Source organism: Enterococcus sp. DIV2449a (genome assembly GCF_051711225.1).
Classification (GTDB): domain Bacteria; phylum Bacillota; class Bacilli; order Lactobacillales; family Enterococcaceae; genus Enterococcus_D; species Enterococcus_D casseliflavus.
This window is the reverse complement of the sequence record NZ_JBIOME010000001.1, coordinates 1,150,583-1,167,612: the sequence shown is the minus strand read 5'-3', so window position 1 is coordinate 1,167,612 and position 17,030 is coordinate 1,150,583. Positions and strand designations below refer to the sequence as shown.

The 17,030-nt window shown below is 44.6% G+C and carries 14 protein-coding genes and 1 pseudogene; 7 read left to right on the top strand and 8 right to left on the bottom strand.

Annotation, left to right across the window (positions count from 1 at the left end):
• Positions 1–21: 21 nt before the first annotated feature.
• On the bottom strand, positions 22–1,176 hold the full coding sequence (locus tag IGI76_RS05560) for an LCP family protein (RefSeq protein WP_034868433.1): 1,155 nt from the start codon (positions 1,174–1,176) through the stop codon (positions 22–24).
• 192 nt (positions 1,177–1,368) lie between these two features.
• Positions 1,369–1,833: a VOC family protein gene (locus IGI76_RS05555; protein WP_121261829.1), complete on the bottom strand. Its 465-nt coding sequence runs from the start codon at positions 1,831–1,833 to the stop codon at positions 1,369–1,371.
• Between the two features lie 77 nt (positions 1,834–1,910).
• Between IGI76_RS05555 and IGI76_RS05550 the strand changes: the two genes are divergently transcribed.
• From IGI76_RS05550 to IGI76_RS05530, 5 genes are all read left to right on the top strand, one after another.
• Positions 1,911–2,843 (top strand): helix-turn-helix transcriptional regulator, encoded by a 933-nt coding sequence (locus IGI76_RS05550; RefSeq protein WP_438781186.1) that lies wholly within the window; start codon positions 1,911–1,913, stop codon positions 2,841–2,843.
• A 70-nt stretch (positions 2,844–2,913) separates the two neighbouring features.
• Positions 2,914–3,273, top strand: a complete 360-nt coding sequence (locus IGI76_RS05545; RefSeq protein WP_270266529.1) for a hypothetical protein — start codon at positions 2,914–2,916, stop codon at positions 3,271–3,273.
• A 150-nt stretch (positions 3,274–3,423) separates the two neighbouring features.
• On the top strand, positions 3,424–3,963 hold the full coding sequence (locus IGI76_RS05540; RefSeq protein ID WP_270266528.1) for a GNAT family N-acetyltransferase: 540 nt from the start codon (positions 3,424–3,426) through the stop codon (positions 3,961–3,963).
• 15 nt (positions 3,964–3,978) lie between these two features.
• Positions 3,979–5,709 carry an ABC transporter ATP-binding protein gene (locus IGI76_RS05535; RefSeq protein ID WP_270266527.1) on the top strand — a complete coding sequence of 577 codons (1,731 nt, stop codon included), beginning with the start codon at positions 3,979–3,981 and terminating at the stop codon, positions 5,707–5,709.
• Positions 5,706–7,460 (top strand): ABC transporter ATP-binding protein, encoded by a 1,755-nt coding sequence (locus tag IGI76_RS05530; RefSeq protein WP_010747846.1) that lies wholly within the window; start codon positions 5,706–5,708, stop codon positions 7,458–7,460. The genes IGI76_RS05535 and IGI76_RS05530 overlap by 4 nt, the downstream gene beginning before the upstream one ends.
• A 66-nt stretch (positions 7,461–7,526) precedes the next feature.
• Here the strand turns inward: IGI76_RS05530 and IGI76_RS05525 are convergent, their stop codons facing one another.
• From IGI76_RS05525 to IGI76_RS05500, 6 genes and pseudogenes are all read right to left on the bottom strand, one after another.
• Positions 7,527–7,799, bottom strand: a complete 273-nt coding sequence (locus IGI76_RS05525; RefSeq protein WP_010747845.1) for a GNAT family N-acetyltransferase — start codon at positions 7,797–7,799, stop codon at positions 7,527–7,529.
• Positions 7,787–8,065: a (4Fe-4S)-binding protein gene (locus IGI76_RS05520; RefSeq protein ID WP_015509363.1), complete on the bottom strand. Its 279-nt coding sequence runs from the start codon at positions 8,063–8,065 to the stop codon at positions 7,787–7,789. The genes IGI76_RS05525 and IGI76_RS05520 overlap by 13 nt, the downstream gene beginning before the upstream one ends.
• 191 nt (positions 8,066–8,256) lie before the next feature.
• A complete protein-coding gene (locus tag IGI76_RS05515) occupies positions 8,257–10,449 on the bottom strand; it encodes an alpha-galactosidase (RefSeq protein WP_142964367.1) in 2,193 nt (730 codons plus the stop codon).
• 40 nt (positions 10,450–10,489) lie between these two features.
• Positions 10,490–11,305: pseudogene (locus tag IGI76_RS05510) on the bottom strand (carbohydrate ABC transporter permease); the annotation flags it as partial.
• Positions 11,306–11,307: 2 nt separating this feature from the next.
• Complete coding sequence (locus tag IGI76_RS05505; RefSeq protein ID WP_005225588.1) at positions 11,308–12,183, bottom strand: carbohydrate ABC transporter permease; 876 nt, start codon at positions 12,181–12,183, stop codon at positions 11,308–11,310.
• Positions 12,184–12,244: 61 nt separating this feature from the next.
• Positions 12,245–13,534, bottom strand: coding sequence for an ABC transporter substrate-binding protein (locus IGI76_RS05500; protein ID WP_005234924.1), 1,290 nt, complete (start codon positions 13,532–13,534; stop codon positions 12,245–12,247).
• A 168-nt stretch (positions 13,535–13,702) separates the two neighbouring features.
• Between IGI76_RS05500 and IGI76_RS05495 the strand changes: the two genes are divergently transcribed.
• Positions 13,703–15,226, top strand: coding sequence for a response regulator transcription factor (locus tag IGI76_RS05495; protein WP_121261843.1), 1,524 nt, complete (start codon positions 13,703–13,705; stop codon positions 15,224–15,226).
• Positions 15,223–16,926, top strand: a complete 1,704-nt coding sequence (locus IGI76_RS05490) for a sensor histidine kinase (RefSeq protein ID WP_142423666.1) — start codon at positions 15,223–15,225, stop codon at positions 16,924–16,926. Before IGI76_RS05495 ends, IGI76_RS05490 begins: the two co-directional genes overlap by 4 nt.
• Positions 16,927–17,030: the final 104 nt, after the last annotated feature.

The window sequence follows — 17,030 nt, the reverse complement described above, 5'->3', positions numbered from 1 at the left end:
GCTTCTGACAATAATACTTCATTAATAATTTGAATCTGATCCATACTCCGTGCCATAGCCCGTTCCGTTGTCAGTACCGTACTCGCTGCCATAGCCTGTGCCTTGAGACCCATCGTCGTATCCTGTCTGAGCATCTGTATTTTGATTTTGGGTACTCTGTTCTTCTGTCTGCTTGCCTAATGCCTTAAGCATGTCGTTTCGGATTTCATTGTAAGAGTAGTCTTGGATGTACACAATGGACTGACCATCGTAAGACTCCCCATCATACCATTCAAAGGTATGACTATTGATTTCAAATCCCGAAATCATATTTCCAGCAAGGGAAACTAAATCTTCAAATTTAAAGTTTGTATTTACGTCATTACTTACAGAATCTAAAATTTCTTGATATTTCGTCACGTTATTAATTTTTAAAGCCTGATGAATTGCTGCTTCAATGACTTCTTGCTGACGATTTCCCCGATCAACATCGGTATCCATTTTTCGAATACGCGCAAAAATCAAAGCTTGCTCACCGTTCAACAACTGACGACCTTCCGGAATCAATGTTTCCCCAGAGTTATCTGCGGCATAATCTTGATTTATGTCGTAAGGGACATTTACAGTTACACCACCAATTGCATCAATAATTTTTTTAAAACTAATAAAATTCACGTTTACGTAGTAATCGATTGGGAGCTGCAAATAATTTTGAACGGTTTCGATTGTTGCATCCTCTTCACCGACTGTATAGGCACTATTGATTTTTGCTGTCGTATAAATTGTACCCGTTCCAGTTCCATCATAGATATTCGTCCAAATATCCCGCGGGATGCTCACCATATCGATTTTTTTGTTTTCGCCATCATAAACCATGTAAATCAAGCTGTCTGTACGTGCACTGTCTAAATGATCTGTTTGTTCACGTTCCTCATCATTATCGACACCCATCAATAAAACTCCGAATTTGGAACTTACATCGGATGTTTTGAGTGATCCATCCTCTTTTTCTTTGTTAGAGGTTATCACAGCGGATTCTTTAAACATTTTATCCACTGAATTTTTTGCTGCATAATACGTATAGCCGGCAAATAAAACGATGCCTGCAATGGCGAAAAGAAAGATTCCTCCAATAATCACGCGTTTGTTGCGCGCTTTGTGGGCTCTTTGCTGTTTATATCTCGTCTTTCTATCCATAGTGCCTCCTTCATTTCTCCTGAATTGCTCTCCCCGATTGTACCAGAATTTTTACGATCCGCCTATTTTTTTAAGAAGTTTTATTCTTTTTCTGTGAAGTCCTTTAAACATTCCTTAAAAATAATTCTGGGATTGAAAGAAACTTGGATAATTAGTCAACTTCTATGGATATTTTATTAAAAAACGATTTTTTCATTCACCCTTTTTGGAGGGATCAACTTCTTTTTCGACAGTAAGCTGAATAATTACACCAAATGGATCGCGAACACTTGCATAAAAAAACGCAAAAGCATTCTCACTTGGTGATTGGATCGTCTGACTGCCTTTTTGCATCAATCGCTGATAAAGCTTCTGAGCTATTTGTGTCTCCGCTAGCGTCAAACTCAGTGACAAGTGATTGCCTCGCTGAATCGCCTCTCCTTCAACTAGTGGATTGTCTGCCAGCTGCAACTGGAAATCTCCGATCTGTAGGATGGAGTGAGAAAGATACTGTTCTTGTCCCGCAAGAATCTCCAGCGTTGGATCAAGTCTCTCACGATACTCCTGGTTGGTGATGGCAAATAAGAGGGTTGCGTCTAGTGTTTCTTGATAAAATTGAATGGCTTCTTGGGCTTTACCGTCTAACGTTAAAAACAAAGCGATTTTTGGTTCGATCATTTGTTGGTTCCTCCTTTTCTTGTTACCATAAGTGTAACTGTGAATATTGCCAAAACTTGGCACCATTGGAGAAAGAAATGAAAAAATCAGAACGCTTAACACAGGAACTATTGTATTTACAAGGAAAAACCACTTTTCATCTAGCCGATTTGATGGAAACCTTCGCAATCTCAAAACGTACAGCCGTCCGTGATGTCCAATCATTGGAAGAGCTGGGCTTGCCTCTCGTGGTAGAAACCGGTCGTTATGGCGGCTATCAGATTTTGAAAAATCAACTAACCCCGTTGTACTTTGACAAAAATGAACGGTATACTCTTTTCTTTGCTTTACAGCTCTTACAAAAATTAACCGATTCTCCTTTTGATCGGAGCTATAAAGGGCTACGGCGAAAACTGTTGCAGTCTTTTTATCAAGGAGACACCGAGTGGTTAGAAAAAATGGAGACGGCGGTTTCGTTTCAAGGGGTGCCTCAATTGACGAGTGCCCCGATCCTCTCAGCGCTTTTTTCAGCGATTGTACAAGAACAGGTCATCCAATTTACCTATCAGCGTTATCAAAAAACGAACAAGACCGTCCAACCCTATCAGCTGGATTTTCGTGCTGGCTACTGGTACTGTTTGGCCTATGATTGTCAAAAGCAGGCTTTTCGCCGCTATCGCTGTGATGCAATGCAGGGACTTGCTCCGACTGAAAAAACAGGCTATACCTTGCAGCAGTTAGCTGAAAAACAGCTGCAGCAACAAGTGTTGACACAAACACTGGGCTATCACATCCGCTTTGATCTATCGGCAAAGGAACGCTTGTGGCAAGAAAAATATCCTGACATGGCAGTGGTGGAACGTCCTAGTGAGCTTTGCTTAGAGGGGCACATTGCCGACAATGAGCTGGGTTTTCTGGCTGATTTTCTCTTGCAATTTGGTCCAACCATCAAAGAAATCCACCCGTTAGTCCTCAAACAAGCGTATACTGAAAACGTTCGGCGGATGCTGCAACCATTTACACCTGACTGACCGCTTTCCTGCATTGGTTGTTGATTGCTTGCGCCGAAACTGATTCTAATTGATAAGGAGTTTTCTACCTATGTTTCTTTTAAATAAAAAAACCTTCCAAACATTGGCGGCCCCCTATAGGACAGAAGGGGCTGCCATCGGCTATGCAAAATGGCAGTCCTTCAACGCCATCACCAGCCGTATTTTGCTCATCTTGGATGATCAGCAATTGACGATTTTGGCATTGAATCTTTTCTCGACAAAGGTCGTGCAGCACAAAATCGTGCCGCTTACTGAGCTGAAAAAACAGCACAAAGATCCTGTTGTAGGGATGCTCGTCCCGATTCGCTTTACTTATAAAGGGGAAACCTACCGTTTTCAAATGCAGCGAGTGATTTTGCCCTTGGGAGATTGGCAAAAAACCTTTCTTGCCCGCTGGCAGTCGTTGTAAATGAGCAGCAACTGGCAAGGTTCGTTTTCTTAGAAAAAGACTTTTCAAGTGATTTAAATTTTTTTTGCAAGAAAATGAATAGATTTTTCAAGGGATGTTTTCGGCTATTTCGTTCTATGGTAAGATGTCCCTAAAGAAATGGAGGCTGTTATGGGTTTTATTGAAAGCGAACGTTTACTGCTCCGTCCGTTTCAAGAAAGTGATTTTGCCGATACCTTTGCTATTTATCAGCAAGCGGAAGTCTGCCGATTCTTACTTCATGAGCCTTGGCAGACAGAAACGGCAGCTGCGGCTTTTGCCAAAAAATGCCAACAGCACACCTTGGCGGACCAAGCAGGTCTTTCTTTGGCGGTACTACACGACCAAACGGTCATCGGCGATTTGTCGGTGTGGTCTACTGGTCAGCCGTCTTCCGTTGAAATCGGCTATGCCTTCCATCCGTCATTTGGCGGACAAGGGTTTGCTCAAGAAGCATTGAATGAATTGTTGGGCTGGTTGTTTACCAGTCAGAAGATCCATCGGGTCCAAGCGACGCTAGATGCCCGCAATCAGGCCTCAGCCAAGCTTTGCCAACGCATTGGATTACGCCAAGAAGCACATTTTATCCAAGACTGGTGGAACAAGGGGGAATGGACCGATAGTTTGGTTTTTGCCTGTTTAGCCAGTGAACATCCTGCTCATCCGAAATAATTTAGGAGGTTTTTTATGATTAGCTTGTTACGCTATGCCAAGGATTATCGCAAACAGATTATTCTTGGTCCGTTTTTCAAATTTTTAGAAGCGGTGTTTGAATTGGTCCTGCCTTTGCAGATGGCCGCTTTAGTCGATGAGGGGCTACGGCAAAATAATTGGTCGAAGGTCGTTGAAATGACGATCTGGATGATCGTGATGTCCGTGGTAGGCATGATCTGTGCCGTCATCTGTCAGTATTATGCTTCCGTCGCTTCTCAAGGCTTCGGGACGGAATTACGCAATCGCTTGATGAAAAAAATCAACACCCTTTCCCATAGCGAACTGAACTTATTCGGGACGGATACCTTGATCACCCGAATGACCAACGATATCAACCAGATGCAGATTGCTTTGGCGATGCTGATTCGGCTGGTGGTCCGTGCGCCCTTCTTAAGTATCGGTTCGGTGATTATGGCCTTTGTCATTGATTGGCAAGCTGGCTTGATATTCCTACTCGTCTTACCGCTCTTTTGTATCGTCTTATTCTGGATCATCGCCAAAACCGTGCCATTGTATAAGAAAGTTCAAATTCATCTCGACGAATTGAACGAACTAGTGAGTCAAAATTTAAGCGGGATTCGGGTGATTCGTGCCTTTGCCCGCACAAAAACGGAAACAAAACGCTTTGATAAAGCAACTGATGATTTAAGTGATGTCTATTTACGGGTCACAAATCTCTCTGCTTTATTGACGCCTGCCACCACCTTGATCATGAATGTCGGCATTATCGCGTTGTTTTATATCGGTGGATTCAAGGTCAATATTGGCAATTTGCAGCAAGGACAAGTGTTGGCACTGGTCAATTACATGAATCAAATGCTCTTAGCGTTGATCGTGGTTTCCAACTTAGTGATCATCTTTACCCGTGCCGCAGCATCTGGTTCACGGATCAACGAAGTGTTAGCCACTGAGCCGTCGATCGGCGACGAACTTTCAGAAGTCTTTATGGATCAGCCGAAAAACAACGTCGGAGCGATTCGCTTTGAGCACGTTGATTTCCGCTTTTCAAGAGAATACGGATTAGCCTTGAAAAACATTGATTTCCAAGTCGCACCGGGGTCTATTTTAGGTATCACTGGACCAACCGGGAGTGGGAAATCTGCCTTGACCCAATTGATCCCCCGCTTCTACGATGTGGCAGATGGCAAAGTGATCGTTGACGGACACGATGTGCGGAAATGGCCTTTACAGCAATTACGCCAAAAAATCGCCATGGTGCCTCAAACCGCCGTGCTGTTTACGGGAACGATTCGAGAAAACTTGCAATGGGGCAAAAAAGATGCCACCGATGAAGAGTGCTGGCGTGCACTAGAAATCGCTCAAAGCCGCGACTTCGTTGAAGCCTTGCCGCAGCAATTGGACACCCCGATTTTTGAAGGTGGCAAGAACTTTTCTGGAGGACAAAAACAACGGTTAACGATTGCCAGAGCATTGATCGCTAAACCAGATATCTTGATTTTGGATGATTCTCTAAGCGCCCTTGACTATCAAACCGATCTTGATTTGCGGATGGCTTTAAAAGAAAGCATTCGTGGTACGGTCATCATCATCTCCCAACGGGTTCGCTCCATCCAAGATGCGCAGCAGATCTTAGTCTTAGACCAAGGGAATTTGGTAGGCAAAGGGACCCATGAAGAGCTACTGGCAACGTCAAAAGAATACCAAGAAATCGTGGCATCACAGGCAGAGGAGGAAGAAGCATGAAAAAGAAATCATTCGATTGGTCGGCCTTTCGTCGCTACCTCCCTTATTTGACTGCCTACGCGAAGGAAACTTGGGCAGCAGTTGTCCTCGGGATCGCTGCTGGTGTTTCCTCGGTTTATATGACGTATCAGATTGGTCAAGCCGTCGATCAGCTGATAGGTGCCGATCAAGTGCAGTTCAGCGCCCTCTATCGCATTTTGCTTTTGTTTGCCGGAGTGGTTTTAGTGACTGTGGTCAGTCAATGGTTGATCCAGCGACTGGGCAACCGCGTGGCGTATTTATCCGTTGCCGACTTACGTAAAAAAGGCTTTGCCCATCTCAATACATTGCCGTTGCGCTATTATGACCAAAACTCCCACGGCAACATCGTCAGTCGTTTTACCAACGACATGGACAATATTTCCATTGCCGTCGCTGCAGTCTTTAACCAGCTGTTCTCTGGTATTTCGGTCGTCTTGATCGCCTTAGTCGTCATGCTGCAAATGAGTGTGCCCTTAACGTTGGTCGTATTGGTTTCGACCCCGATCATCTTTTTGGTCAACTGGATCGTGGCACGAACGTCTCAATCGCATTTTGCTCGCCAACAAGAAATCGTCGGGGAAATTTCTGGCTTTGTTACGGAAATGATCGGCAATCAAAAAATCGTCAAAGCCTTTGATCGAGAAACCATCAACCAAAACCGTTTTGAAACGATCAACCAAGAATTGAATGTCCGGGGGCAAAAAGCACAGTTTTCTTCTTCTTTGACCAATCCCCTTTCACGATTCGTCGATCACTTGGCGTATCTGTCAGTCGGCTTTGTCGGCGGTCTGCTTTACTTTTCTGGTTCAGGTGCTGTCACGGTTGGGGTGATCTCCAGCTTTACGATCTACTCCAGTCAGTTTTCGAAACCGTTCATTGAATTGTCGGGAATTACCACCCAGATCCAAACGGCATTAGCTGGACTTTCAAGAACCTTTGAGCTATTGGATCAAGAGCCAGAAACAGCCGATGACCAAGAATCTCAATCACTGGGTGAGATCAAAGGCGAGATTGCCTTTGAGGAGGTTTCTTTTGCTTATGATCCTGGTCAAAAATTGATTGAAGATTTCACTTTTACCGCAAAACCTGGAGAAACCGTCGCGATCGTTGGAAAAACTGGTGCTGGTAAATCGACGTTGGTCAATTTATTGATGCGTTTCTATGATGTCGATAAAGGGGCAATCAAGATCGATGGCACCGATATTCGTCAGTTGAAACGAGAAGAATTACGGCAAAGCTTCGGAATGGTCTTGCAGGATACGTGGCTCTTTGATGCCTCTTTACGAGAAAACCTGCAATACGGCAATGACACTGCCACAGATGAAGAAATCTACGATGCCTTAAAGCATGCCTATATGTATGAGTATGTGATGCGCCTACCAGAAACACTTGATACACCGATCGGTCATCAAGGGATCAAGATCTCTGACGGGCAACGGCAGCTCTTGACGATCGCCCGCACGATGATCAGCAACCCACCCATGCTGATTTTGGATGAGGCAACCAGTTCGGTTGATACTCTGACTGAGAAAAAAATCCAAGATGCTTTCTTGAAAATGATGGAAGGCAAAACCAGCTTTGTGATCGCCCATCGCTTATCAACGATTCGAGCAGCAGACAAGATCCTGGTGATGGATGCCGGTCAAATCGTGGAGCAAGGAACCCATGAAGAACTACTAGCAGAACAAGGCTATTACTATCGCCTGTACCATGCACAATTCCAACATTGATCAGCCATACCACAAACCCCCATCAGCTCAAAGGTACCTGCTTGAGCTGACGGGGGTCTTTTTTATTTATTGGTTCCAAACATCGGCATATTCTGGTTTGCGTTCAAATTCTTTTTTGGCAAAGGGACACAAAGGAATGATTTTCTTTTGTTCTTTGCGGGCTTTTTCCACCCCTTTTGCCACTAATTTTTCGGCCAGACCTTGGCCCCGATAAGCGGGATCGACAAAGGTATGGTCAATGATCAAGCGTGTTTCGCCCGCTTCCGACCAGGTCATTTCACCGATTTCTTTGTCGCCGTCTTTTAACACAAATCGAGTGTTTTCTTCTAAGATTTCCATGGTTCTTCCTCCTTTAATATGTACTTTAATGCACCGCTGGGGCAAGTGTGGATCACTTGTGCCGCTTGCGCTGCTTCCCCGTTATCAGGAATCACCCATGGGCGCCGTCCAACTTCAAAAATAGCGGGATTGCCCCGCACACAGTTGCCGCTGTGGGTGCAGATTTCTTTGTTGTAATAAATATCGATCGCTTCGCCACGATACTTCCGATATCCTGCAGCGATCAACCCTGCTTCTGTTTCCTTGCCTAGTGGCTGTTCGTCCATGTTGAACACCCTCCTCTTATTGATTGTCAGAAGCAATCTGCCTGCCTCCTCCTTCATCATACGACTTCTCGAGAAAAAAATAAATCATTTGTTCAAAAATAACCTCTCAGTTGCCGATCATTAGCCAAAAGCTTGCGGCAGCACAATAAAGCGTCCCGTCAAAACATATTGCTTTGACGGGACGCTGATTTTCATTCGTAAGGCGCTTTTGCAACAAAATGGAACCGCTGTGTGGCGTAATCCCCTGCTAAATGAGGATCGATATACAACCCGAGCTGCATCAATTCATCGCCACCGAAGGTCTCTCCTCCACTTTGATAGGTCAGGTCAGGATCTAAGCCAGCCAGTTTTAAAGTAACCAATGGTGCAGAGGCTTCGGCCAAGACTCGGAAGTAAAAGACGATCGCTTCTTTTTTATCTGGAGAAACATACAGCCAGGCGGCGTCATTGCCTTCATAAGGGCTGAGCAGTCGAACAAAGCGGCCCAACTGCAGCAGGCGCCGATGTTTTTTATAAAAAGCGATTTGTTCTTTGATCTGCGCTTTTTCCTCTTGTGTCAGCTGTGTCAAGTCAAGCTCATAGCCCAGCAAGCCAGACATCGCAGCATTGCCGCGAATCGCTAGATCCGTTGCCCGTTGGGTCTGATGGTTCGGGATCGCTGAGACATGGGCACCCATGGTGGATGGCGGATAGACCAGACTGGTTCCGTATTGGATCTTCAGGCGGGCGATGGCATCGGTGTTGTCGCTGGTCCAAATCTGCGGCATATAATACAAGAAGCCAGCATCAAAGCGCCCACCGCCACCAGAACAGCCTTCAAACAGGATCGTTGGATAGGCAGTGGTCAGTTTTTCCAGAAATTCATACAAGCCCAGCAGATAGCGATGTGCAACCTCCCCTTGTTGGGCAGGATCGAGGAGCAAGGAATAGACATCCGACAGACTGCGGTTCATGTCCCATTTGATATAGTCGATGGCAACCGTATCAAACAGTTGGGTTAACTGGTGATAGAGATGGTCTCTGACATCTTGTCGAGAAAAGTCCAACACATACTGACTGCGGCTAAGCGCTGGCTTGCGATTGGGTACTTGTAACAGCCAATCGGGGTGCTGTCGGTTTAGTTCACTGTCACCAGAAATCATTTCTGGTTCCAGCCAAAGCCCGAATTGCAGCCCTTTGTCATGGACTTTTTGGGCAAATCCTGCCAAGCCAGAAGCCAGCTTGCCTTCGTTTTCAAACCAATCGCCTAATGAGGTTTGGTCATCTTCTCGCTGACCAAACCAGCCGTCATCCAAAACAAACAGTTCGATTCCCAGCTCCTTGGCTTCATCAACGAGGGCATCTAGCTTTTCTTCATTGAAATCAAAGTACGTTGCTTCCCAGTTATTGATCAGGATCGGCCGTTCTTGCTTTTTGTATTTACCCCGAATCAAATGCTCATCATAAAAATCATGATAGGTGGCTGACAGCTGATTCAAGCCAGCCTCACTATAAGCAATCACGGCTTCTGGGGCTTGAAAGCTTTCAGTTGGCGGCAATTGCCAGGCAAATTGATGGCTGTTGATCCCCATGATCACACGAGTCTGATGGTAAGGATCTTTTTCGATGATAATTTCATGGTTGCCACTATACAGCAAACTAAAACCAAAACACTCCCCAGCAAACTCCGTAGCATTAGGTTCCAGCAAGGCGGCAAAGGGATTTTGCTGATGGCTGCTGGAACCCCGCTTGCTGTCTAAACGCTTGATGCCGCGATGGATGGGTTCTCGGGTCACTTGACGTTCCTTCGCCCACGCCCCTGGCAAGTGGATCAAATCAAAGGGCCGGTTAGGAAAATCGAGCGCTTGACTCGCCAGCTGCTCGATCGTAACAGGCTGGATTCCGTGGTTGATTATTTTACTTGAGCGAACGATCACTGCCGCATCCTCAAAAATCGTGTAAAACAACTGCAGTTCGAGTCCCGCCACATCATCTTTTAAGGACAGAATCAGTGTTTCGATGCCGTCGTCGGCCCCATGGGTCTGAGGCAATCCTGCTAAGGCTGGTTTGCCTTGTTGAATCTGGTAATCACTAAAGACAAAATGGCTGACTCGGCTGCCGTCAGACTGGCGAATCGTGTAGGCAGCTTCTCGAAAGTCCCCGAAGCCATTACCAGGAAACTCCAGCATCAAGGTGTCTAATGAGAAAAGCCGATCGCTGCTGTCTGGGGGATTGGGTGAAAAGGAGCGATCAAGGCGTGGGTAGCGATAGCCGCCAGAATAATGGGCGATTTTTTTCCCAAAATAAAGGTGCGCCACATTGCCCCCTTCCTCTATCTGTAAGAGATAGCTGATTTGATCGTTGCTTAAATGAAAGACGTTTAAATGTTTGTCAAAAAGAATCATATCGTACCCTCTACTTTGTATTTGTTTGCTGATGCCCCGCTTATTTCACGGATCCCAGCATCCCTTGGACAAATTGTTTTTGTAAAACGAAGAAAATGATGGCCATCGGCAGTGTGGCGATCACGATGCCGCACATCATCATGCCATAATCAGGTGTATAAGAAGCACCCATAGCCGAAAGAACCAGTGGAACGGTCCGTTTGTCTGGTGATTGCAGGGCAACTAATGGCCATAAATAATTGTTCCAGCTGCCCATAAACGTAATGATCGCAGCAGCTGCATAAGTATTTTTAGCCGTCGGCATGTAGACTCTAAAGAAAATGCTCAGTTCATTCAAGCCATCGATCCGAGCAGCTTCGACTAATTCTCTAGGGAATGCCTTGATATTTTGGCGAAAAAAGAAAATCAAAAAGGCGGTACAGACTGAGGGCAAAATCACGACAGCGAAGGTATTGATCCCGATCGGTGTGCCGCTAAGCTTGCTGAACATCCGATAGAGCGGGATCATTAGCGCGGCAAAAGGCACCATCATCGACAGCAGGAGAATATTAAAGATGCGGTCTTTGGTTTTCGTCCGATAGATCTCAAATCCATACCCTGCCATGGAGGAGAACAACAGCGCAAAGACGGTCGTAATCACGGCAATCACTGCGGAATTGCCTAATGCCCGAGTAAAATTCAAGTCGGAAGAAAAGAGATTTTGGAAGTTGATGACCAATTGATCGCCAATCATGATTTTTCCAGCAACGATATCAAAGGTTTGATTGGTCATCCCTAGAATCATCCAAACAAATGGAAAAATAGAGATGAAAGCCAAAATCGCCAGAAAGACGTATTTTAAAGTGAGTGAGATTGTTTTCAATTTTCTTTTCCTCCTATTTTCGTTTGGATGATCGATAAGATCACGATCGCAATCACGATAACAAAGGAGACCGCAGCGGCGTACCCAAAGTTTGGCGTGAATTTGTAACTCAAATTGTAGATATATTGCGACAAGGTCGTCGTAGCATTGGCTGGTCCACCGCCAGTGATATTTTGAACTTCATCGAATAATTGCAGCGTACCGATCGTTGAGGTGATCGTGGTAAATAGGATGATTGGACGCAAGTTGGGAATCGTGATTTTGAAGAACTGATCCCATTTTGAAGCACCATCGATCTCTGCCGCTTCATAGATACTTGGATCGATATTCTGCATGCCTGAGATGAAAAAGATCATATTGTAGCCGGTCCAACGCCACGTAATGGCAAAAATGATCAGTACTTTTGCCCAAAAAGGATCTGTCAACCATTGGATTGGTGCATCGATCAAGTGTAGCTGTGTCAAAAAGTTATTGACTAACCCATTTGCCGAAAAGAGACTTTTCATGATCAAGGAATAAGAAACCAAGGATGTGATACAGGGTAAAAACAAGGCGGTGCGGAACAGCCCTTTAAATTTCAATTTTTTGTCATTCAATATGTTCGATACGATCAGCGCCAAAAAGAGCATGATCGGAACTTGGACTAATAAGTATAAAAACGTATTGCCAAAGGCTTTTTTAAAGGTTGAGTCGCTCAACATCCGCTGATAGTTGCCAAGACCGTTAAAGGTCATCGCTGTTGGTGGTCCTGATTGGAATGACGTGAACAATGCCGAGACCATCGGAATAAAGACCAGCATCGTGATCAAAATGACGGGTAAGGTAATAAAGGCATTGCCGTTTGCAAACCAATTTTTTGTTTTGTTTTTCATTGTAATTCCCCCTTAACACAGAAACTCGCGATCGCTCACGAGTTTCTGCAAAGTTGTTCGATTAGTTTGCAATTTGTGCTTCCACTTGTGATTGTGCTTCTTCTAATACTTTATCGATGTCTTCGCCGTTGATTACTCGTTGCAAGCTTTCAGTCAAGACAGATTCAATGGCATAGGTGTGATTGCCGTAGTTCACGGCTGGAATTTCTTGTGACCATTGAGAGAAATCTTGGAAGACTTTTTGACCGCCATAGAAATCAAGCCCCGACGTATATTCTTCCGTTTCTTCTGCAGCATTCATGGTTGAAACCAAACCAATCTCGGTAGCTAATGTACCCATCAATTCTTTATTTGAAGCAAAGGTATTGGCTAAAAAGTCTTTGGCATTTTCTTCGCCGTCAACCCCTTTGATCACGTACCAGCCTGCTCCGCCGATGCTGGAAGCATTGACTGAATTGCTGTCGCCAGCGATAGATGGGATTGGAGCGATCGCCCATTTGCCGCTTTGGTCTTCCGCGCCTTGAATCGTGCTGGAATACCACGCACCAGTTGGCGCAGAGGCGACATTCCCCGATTGAACGGCATTGACCCCGCCATCCCAATCAGAAACTTGTTCAACTAAGCCTTCATTCAACAATGTTGCTAAGACAGTTAGACCGGCTTTAAAGGATTCATTGTCTTTGATGGTTACGGTGGAGCCATCTTCACCGGTATACCATTCGCCTGCCGATTGCATAATGATTCGTGCCAAGCCAAGATCGCTTGGGTCTAACGACATCATAGCGTGACCCGTTTTTTCTTTGACGTCTTTGGCGATGCTGATAAAATCATCCCAAGTAATATCTTGGAGATCAGCCTGCTCATAGCCTGCATCGGTCAAATAATCTGTGCGGTAAAATAGTCCTGCGACGCCACTGTCAAATGGCACCCCATAAATGACATCGTCGACTTTATTGACCGCAAATTTATAGCTGGAGAAATCCTCCTCATTCACGATATCCGTTAGATCACTAAACGCATCTGGATAAGAAGAAAGGTATCCTTGGATGCGGTAGTCTTCGATCAAAACGATATTTGGTAGTCCGTCCGTATTTCCAGATGCCAGACTCGTATTTAATTTTTGAACGATATCATCTTGTGACATCGTCACGACTTCCACATCGACATCTTGATTTTCATACACTTTTTTGGCTTCATTGACTGCCTTGATGTTGAAGGTCTCATCCCATGCCCAGACCGTGACTTTGTTTGAGGACTCGCCAGAATCCCCAGAGCTTGTGTTGCTGTTTCCGCAAGCCGCCAAAGTCAGCACTGCAGCCGCCGTTACCATCGATGCAAGTAGTTTTTTCATTTTTATCCCTCTTTCCTTTTATTTACATGGCTAACTATACACTGATTTTGTAACCGTATTCAATGATTATGAAAGAGCTTACTAAATTTGTCCAAAAATAGAAAAAAGTTACAATACCTTTCTTTTTTGAAAGCGTTTATAATAAAGAAGAGATATAGGGGGGATACCATGACTATTTTACGCACGGTCTTAGTCGTTGATGATGAGGCAACGATCCGAGATGGATTGAAACATATGATACGTTGGGAGCAAGAAGGGTTCCGTCTCTTAGGCGATGCAGCGAACGGGCAAGAAGCATTGGCGCTGATTCATGAACTGAATCCCGACATCGTGATCACGGATTTGAAAATGCCACAAATGGACGGTCTTCAACTCACAACGATCATTCAACAACAATATCCAGAAGTCCATTTTTTGGTCTTGAGCAGCTACGATGATTTCCAATACGTCAGTCAGTCTTTTAGAAATGGTGCCGTAGATTATCTTTTAAAACCGACACTGACACCGACACTCTTGTTGAAGACGCTGCACAACATCTCACAAAAGCTGTCACATACAAAAGGCTCCGTGACTGAGGAGACGCAGCTGCAAGAATCGTTGAATCGCTATTTAGCAGGGTATGAAGAACCGTTGGCTCCTTTGGCGGACTACCTTGCATTAGATCAGTCGCAACAGCAAGCCCAAATTTTGACCACCAATTTTAGCGGCTTTCGTGCCAATGATCAGCTGCTACATGCATTGACGGAATTTACTCAATCACAACCGCAGGTAAAGACGCTCTTTTTTCAAACCAGTAACAAAGATGCCGGCTTAGTGATCAGTTATCCAGAAGGAACGAATTTTTATTCTTCTTTGAAAGAAACGTTGGAACAATTGCGTTTTACCGAGCCAGACGCCTTCTTTACTCTCAGTGTGCCCTTTCAAAAGATTGAACAGTTGCGGGACAATTTTGTGACCCTTAAAGCCAAAAGCCAAGGACAATCGTTTTTTTATAAAAGACAACGGCTGGTGCCAGAACAAGAACTCTTTTTGTACATCGAAAGTGATCGCTTTGATACGAAGAAGTTCTTACGGGCTTTGTTAGACAACAACTTTTTGTTAGGAATCACCAGAATCGAGGAATATTTTAATGACATGATTTTATCCAATGTCGATCCGACATTCTTAAAACAACAGGCCAGCAGTATTTTTTACACGTTACTGTCCCGATTGGAAGAAGAATTTCCCACTGCTCCACGCTTTAGCCGCTTAAAAGCCGAATTTTTGCATGCCATCGGTCACGTGCAGTATTTGGAAGATTTTTCTGATTTGTTGTTGGCGACCATTGATGATATTCGTCAACAGTTGACGACCTTATCACCGCTGGATGAAGATGATCTACTCGTTGCGATTCAGCGCTTTATTCAAGACAACTACACCAAAAGTCTGTCTTTGTCTGAACTAGCTGAAACCTTTCATTTTAGTTACACCTATCTTTCGGCTTTTCTTTCTGCGAAACTGAAAATGAGCTTTTCTGAGTATGTAAAGAAAACCCGCTTGGATAAAGCCAAAGAACTACTGACACAATCTGATCTGAATCTATCTGAAATCAGTGAAGCGGTCGGGTATTCGGATATCAGCTATTTCTCTCGCATCTTTAAGAAAGAATGTCAGGTCACCCCATCGAAGTATCGGCGGTTGAATCAATTATGAAAATCAACCAATGGATTCAGAAAAATGAATTATTCAGTCGGATCTTCCTCTTTGTTGTCGTCGGGGTCATTAGTGTTTGTCTGCTAACTGTCGTCGTGATCTATGGTCGCTCGAAAGATGCCTATGTTGCTTCGTACCAGAGTTCCAATCAGCTGCTACTGGAAAAAATCCAAGAAGATTATGAGCGTCTGAACGAGAATATCCATCGAATTTTTGATATCGTCGATGAAAGCAAAGCCGTTGAAACTTACTTAGAAGGCGACATGAATCAAGGCCGTACGATTTTAGAATTAAACGAGCAATTAAAAGACACTCGCTCTTTGTTTCAAGACATCCCCTCGAATTTAGTGTTGATTGGGGTCAACGGGGGCACTTTCTTTCAAAACGATGCGGTTCGCAATCAATCAGTAGATGATTTTCTCGCCAGTGCCTTTATCCAGCAGATCAATGACAATGACGCCATCAGTCAATATTATTTCTTGGACCAAGGATTAAGTACCTCCACCAGCGACTCCCCTGGCTTGATGTACGTGCGCAAATTAATGAAAGAAGAAACGATTTTCGGCTATGCCCTGATTTTCTTAAAAGAATCCGATTTTTCTTCGATCTATCGTCAACTCTTAGATACCAGTCTCCACTCGATCTATATCGTCAATGAACAAAATCAAATTCTTTCCACTTCTGATCCGAGCCTTTTAGGCAAGCCGTTTGAAGATCGCCTCGTCACGGTCAAAAGAGATACTAGCATCAATCAGCTGCCCCTTTATTCGTATCATTTTACTTTTTACGATGTTTTGGATGAATCGCATCTAGTACGCAATATGAATCTGATCAAGCCAGCTCTGTTGATTTCTGTCGTCAGTATTTTACTCTTTAGTCTGCTGGCATTTTGGATCATCCGCAACATCACCCAACCGATTTATCAGCTGATTGCCAAGCTGCCTGCGGTCACACAAGGCGATTTCAGCGACAAGGTTACCATCAACGGGACGTACGAAACGCGAGAATTGGGGCGTGCGTATAACTTGATGCTAGAGGACTTGGAATCTTATGTCGATCATTTAATGGTTACAGAAGCCGAAAAACGCAAGTTCGAGATCCGCTCGTTGCAAATGCAGATCCAACCGCATTTTGTCTACAACACATTGACTGCCATCAAGTTTTTGATCTGGCAAAACGAGCAAGAAGCCGCCACCCAAGCGATTGAAAGCTTTGTCCAATTGTTGCGGCACACCTTTAACCGCAAAGAGATCGTCCCCTTAAAGGATGAGCTAGCGATCGTGGAAGAATACCTCGTGTTAATGAACGTACGTTACGGCAATCGCATCCAATCGACGATTTTTTCAGAAGATGGCTGTGAAGATATTCTTGTACCGAAGATGATTTTGCAACCGATTATCGAAAATGCCTACCTGCATGCCTTTCCCGAAGAGGATTCAGGATTGATCCAGATTTTTTCTCGCGTCAGTAAGGAAGGCCTGAAAATTGAGATCATCGATACGGGCATCGGGTTCAATGAAGAGCACCCAACCAGCACCGCCAACCATTTTGAACACTATTCGGGTATTGGCTTGGACAATATTGATCAGCGTATCAAGCTGCTCTATGGGGAGAAATATGGATTGACTGTAGAATCACGCCTCAACGAAGGAACCACCGTTCGCTTGCTGCTGCCGATCCAGCGGGAGGAAGCAGCATAATTTCTTTCATTAAATAAGAAAAACGCCAACAGAACCAGACTGCTTCCATGAGCAGTTCTGTTCCGCTGGCGTTTCTTTCCTTAAAAATAATCGTTTGTTAACTG

Coding starts and splice junctions, on each gene's coding strand:
- IGI76_RS05560 (WP_034868433.1), bottom strand. CDS start 1,176: ATGGATAGAAAGACGAGATATAAACAGCAAAGAGCCCACAAAGCGCGC.
- IGI76_RS05555 (WP_121261829.1), bottom strand. CDS start 1,833: ATGATCGAACCAAAAATCGCTTTGTTTTTAACGTTAGACGGTAAAGCC.
- IGI76_RS05550 (WP_438781186.1), top strand. CDS start 1,911: ATGAAAAAATCAGAACGCTTAACACAGGAACTATTGTATTTACAAGGA.
- IGI76_RS05545 (WP_270266529.1), top strand. CDS start 2,914: ATGTTTCTTTTAAATAAAAAAACCTTCCAAACATTGGCGGCCCCCTAT.
- IGI76_RS05540 (WP_270266528.1), top strand. CDS start 3,424: ATGGGTTTTATTGAAAGCGAACGTTTACTGCTCCGTCCGTTTCAAGAA.
- IGI76_RS05535 (WP_270266527.1), top strand. CDS start 3,979: ATGATTAGCTTGTTACGCTATGCCAAGGATTATCGCAAACAGATTATT.
- IGI76_RS05530 (WP_010747846.1), top strand. CDS start 5,706: ATGAAAAAGAAATCATTCGATTGGTCGGCCTTTCGTCGCTACCTCCCT.
- IGI76_RS05525 (WP_010747845.1), bottom strand. CDS start 7,799: ATGGAAATCTTAGAAGAAAACACTCGATTTGTGTTAAAAGACGGCGAC.
- IGI76_RS05520 (WP_015509363.1), bottom strand. CDS start 8,065: ATGGACGAACAGCCACTAGGCAAGGAAACAGAAGCAGGGTTGATCGCT.
- IGI76_RS05515 (WP_142964367.1), bottom strand. CDS start 10,449: ATGATTCTTTTTGACAAACATTTAAACGTCTTTCATTTAAGCAACGAT.
- IGI76_RS05505 (WP_005225588.1), bottom strand. CDS start 12,183: ATGAAAAACAAAACAAAAAATTGGTTTGCAAACGGCAATGCCTTTATT.
- IGI76_RS05500 (WP_005234924.1), bottom strand. CDS start 13,534: ATGAAAAAACTACTTGCATCGATGGTAACGGCGGCTGCAGTGCTGACT.
- IGI76_RS05495 (WP_121261843.1), top strand. CDS start 13,703: ATGACTATTTTACGCACGGTCTTAGTCGTTGATGATGAGGCAACGATC.
- IGI76_RS05490 (WP_142423666.1), top strand. CDS start 15,223: ATGAAAATCAACCAATGGATTCAGAAAAATGAATTATTCAGTCGGATC.